The 2,975-nt window shown below is 71.0% G+C and carries 4 protein-coding genes; 3 read left to right on the top strand and 1 reads right to left on the bottom strand.

Features of this window, described 5'->3' with window-relative positions:
• Nucleotides 1–209: 209 nt before the first annotated feature.
• Complete coding sequence (locus tag GUY61_RS36890) at nt 210–962, bottom strand: SLATT domain-containing protein (protein WP_313897026.1); 753 nt, start codon at nt 960–962, stop codon at nt 210–212.
• A gap of 315 nt (nt 963–1,277) precedes the next feature.
• On the opposite strand from GUY61_RS36890, the gene GUY61_RS36885 reads away from it, so the two are divergent.
• The 3 genes from GUY61_RS36885 to GUY61_RS36875 all read left to right on the top strand — a co-directional run.
• A complete protein-coding gene (locus tag GUY61_RS36885; RefSeq protein ID WP_166634658.1) occupies nt 1,278–1,613 on the top strand; it encodes a YbaB/EbfC family nucleoid-associated protein in 336 nt (111 codons plus the stop codon).
• Between the two features lie 100 nt (nt 1,614–1,713).
• Nucleotides 1,714–2,313, top strand: a complete 600-nt coding sequence (gene recR, locus GUY61_RS36880; RefSeq protein ID WP_166634657.1) for a recombination mediator RecR — start codon at nt 1,714–1,716, stop codon at nt 2,311–2,313.
• The coding region (locus GUY61_RS36875) for a DUF5063 domain-containing protein (protein WP_166634656.1) at nt 2,306–2,975 on the top strand (670 nt) is incomplete at its 3' end. The genes recR and GUY61_RS36875, both read left to right, overlap by 8 nt.

Below are 2,975 nucleotides of genomic sequence, written 5' to 3'. Positions count from 1 at the left end.
CCCTGGAGGAGCCCGCGGACCCCATCCCGTACGACGACAGCCCTTTCGCGCGGGAACGCCATGTCTGGCTGGGGCTGCACGCCGCATCGACGCGGAGCCTGGGCCAGGGCTCGATGATCATCTTCAGCTAGGGCCTGTCTGTCAGACAGGCCCTGGGCGCGAGGCCGGGCGGTGCCGAGCATGCCCCGAAGGGGAGCGCGGGGCGCGGCTCAGCGCGGGGACTCCGGCGGCCGCTGGCGCGGCATGTTCGGCCTCGCCCCCGGCAGCAGCGTGATCCGCCCGCCGCCGCCCGGCTGCCCGCCCTCCTGGGGAGTCCGCGCCGCCCACGGCACCTGCGACTGCGTGACCAGCGGCTGCGGCCCCGAGCGGAACTCCACCATCCAGTCCGCGGTCTCCGCCCGGACCAGCTCGGCCACATCCTCCGAGAAGCGCCGCAGCACGCCCAGGCACCGCTCCGCGGCCTCCGCCGCCGTACCCTCCGTCGGCCCCAGCACCTCGCGCACGCTCTCCGACGCCCAGTCGAACTGAAGCGCCTCCAGGCGCCGCTGCACCGCCTGGGCCGTCGCCACGTCCCTTATCCAGCCCGAGGTCAGCCCGAAGTACCGGTCGGCGAGCACACAGCCCGCCGCCACCAGCAGGCCGAGATACCCCCAGCCCGTGCCCCCGTCCAGCGCCCCGGTCAGGTCGAGGAGCGGCAGCCCCGCGCCGGCCACCGCCGAGACCGCCGCGCCGCCGCGCAGCAGCCGGGCCCCGCGGCGCTTCCACACGCGGTCCTTCAGATACCAGTCGGCGGTGCGCAGTGCGCCCTCCTCGACCCAGCGGTAGAGCTCGTCGAGGCGCTCGGCGGGCTCCCCCCAGTCACCGAGCGGAAACGGCCGGCCGGTGAGGTCGGGGCTCGCCGCCCGGCTCTCTTCCCGCTTTTCCCGGGCCGGCCCCTCGGGCTGCATCTCCGGCTGGCTCACCCGTGCACTCCCTAGGACGGAACGATTACACCTCACGGACAACACCTGACGCGCAGACCCCTTCCTACCCCCAAAAGGAGGGGCGCGATCGCGACATCACAGTATTTCCGCCGGGAAGAGGGGCGTGATCAGGTATAGAGCGCCACCCCGCTCACCCGAAAGAGTGCCCGATCCCCCGTGTGACCCTCATCCGAGGGGGTGTCCGGCTCCTCCGTACGGCGTAGGGCGCCCCTCCCCCCGAGCACGTAGGCTCGACCTTGACGGAAAACGTTGACGTAAAACATCCCAAAACGGACGACGAGAGCGGAGTGAATCGTGATCCCCGGTGGTGGCCAGCCCAATATGCAGCAGCTGCTCCAGCAGGCACAGAAGATGCAGCAGGACCTCGCCAGGGCCCAGGAGGAACTCGCGAACACCGAGGTGGACGGCCAGGCCGGCGGCGGCCTCGTGAAGGCCACCGTGACCGGTGGCGGCGAGCTGCGCGCCCTGGTCATCGACCCGAAGGCGGTGGACCCGGAGGACACCGAGACCCTCGCCGACCTCGTCGTCGCGGCGGTCCAGGCGGCGAACGAGAACGCGCAGGCGCTCCAGCAGCAGAAGCTGGGCCCGCTGGCCCAGGGCCTCGGCGGCATGCCCGGTCTCCCCTTCTGAACCGTACGGAAAATACGTGTGAGGTTCGACGCGACCTTCTGTCGTCCTTACGCACCCATCAACTAGGTTGAGCCGAGCAGGAACCAAAGGAGTTCGATCCGTGTACGAGGGCGTGGTCCAGGACCTCATCGACGAGTTGGGCAGGCTGCCCGGCGTCGGTCCCAAGAGCGCGCAGCGGATCGCCTTCCACATCCTGCAGGCGGAACCGACCGACGTGCGCCGCCTCGCCGCGGCCCTGCTCGAAGTGAAGGACAAGGTCCGCTTCTGCGCGGTCTGCGGCAACGTCGCCCAGGCCGAACAGTGCCGGATCTGCGCGGACCCGCGCCGCGACCCGTCCGTCATCTGCGTCGTCGAGGAACCCAAGGACGTCGTGGCGATCGAGCGGACCCGCGAGTTCCGCGGCCGCTACCACGTCCTGGGCGGAGCCATCAGCCCCATCGAGGGCGTCGGCCCCGACGACCTGCGGATCAGGGAACTGCTGGCCCGGCTGGCCGACGGCACGATCGGCGAGCTCATCCTGGCCACCGACCCCAACCTCGAGGGCGAGGCCACGGCCACCTATCTGGCGCGCATGATCAAGCCGATGGGCCTGAGGGTCACCCGACTCGCCAGCGGACTCCCCGTTGGCGGCGACCTGGAATACGCCGACGAGGTCACGCTGGGGCGTGCCTTTGAGGGGAGAAGACTGCTCGATGTCTGACGCCACGCTGAACTCGGTCACGCAGGAACCGGACGACTTCGCCGTCCAGATCGCGGACCAGGTCGAGAGCTTCATCGTCGCCGTCACCGAAGTGGCCAAGGGTGACGAACCGGACAGCGCGATCCCCTTCCTGCTCCTGGAGGTCTCCCAGCTGCTGCTGGCGGGCGGCCGTCTCGGCGCCCACGAGGACTTCGTGCCCGACGAGCGCTACGAACCCGACCTCGGCGCCGAGCCCGACGGCGAGGAACTGCGCGAACGCCTCGCGGTCCTCCTCGAACCGGTCGACGTCTACTCCGAGGTCTTCGACCCGTACGAGCCGCGCACGGCGCCCGTCGCCTGCCGCATCTCCGACGACCTCGCCGACGTCGTCACCGACCTCGGCCACGGCCTCGCCCACTACCGCGCCGGACGCTACACCGAGGCCCTGTGGTGGTGGCAGTTCTCCTACTTCTCGAACTGGGGCTCCACCGCCTCCGCCGTGCTGCGCGCCCTGCAGTCCCTCGTCGTACACGTCCGGCTCGACCAGCCCCTCCAGGAGCTGGACGGCCTCGACACGGACACCGGGACGGACGAGGAAGCCCTCGCGGAGGAGGCCGGCCGCGTCATGGCCGAGGAGCTCGGCGGCTCCCTGGGCCTGAGCCCGTCCCCCGCCCCTGTCTCTT

This window comes from Streptomyces sp. GC420, from assembly GCF_009916105.1.
Classification (GTDB): Bacteria; Actinomycetota; Actinomycetes; order Streptomycetales; family Streptomycetaceae; genus Streptomyces.
This window is presented reverse-complemented; position numbering and strand designations above follow the sequence as displayed.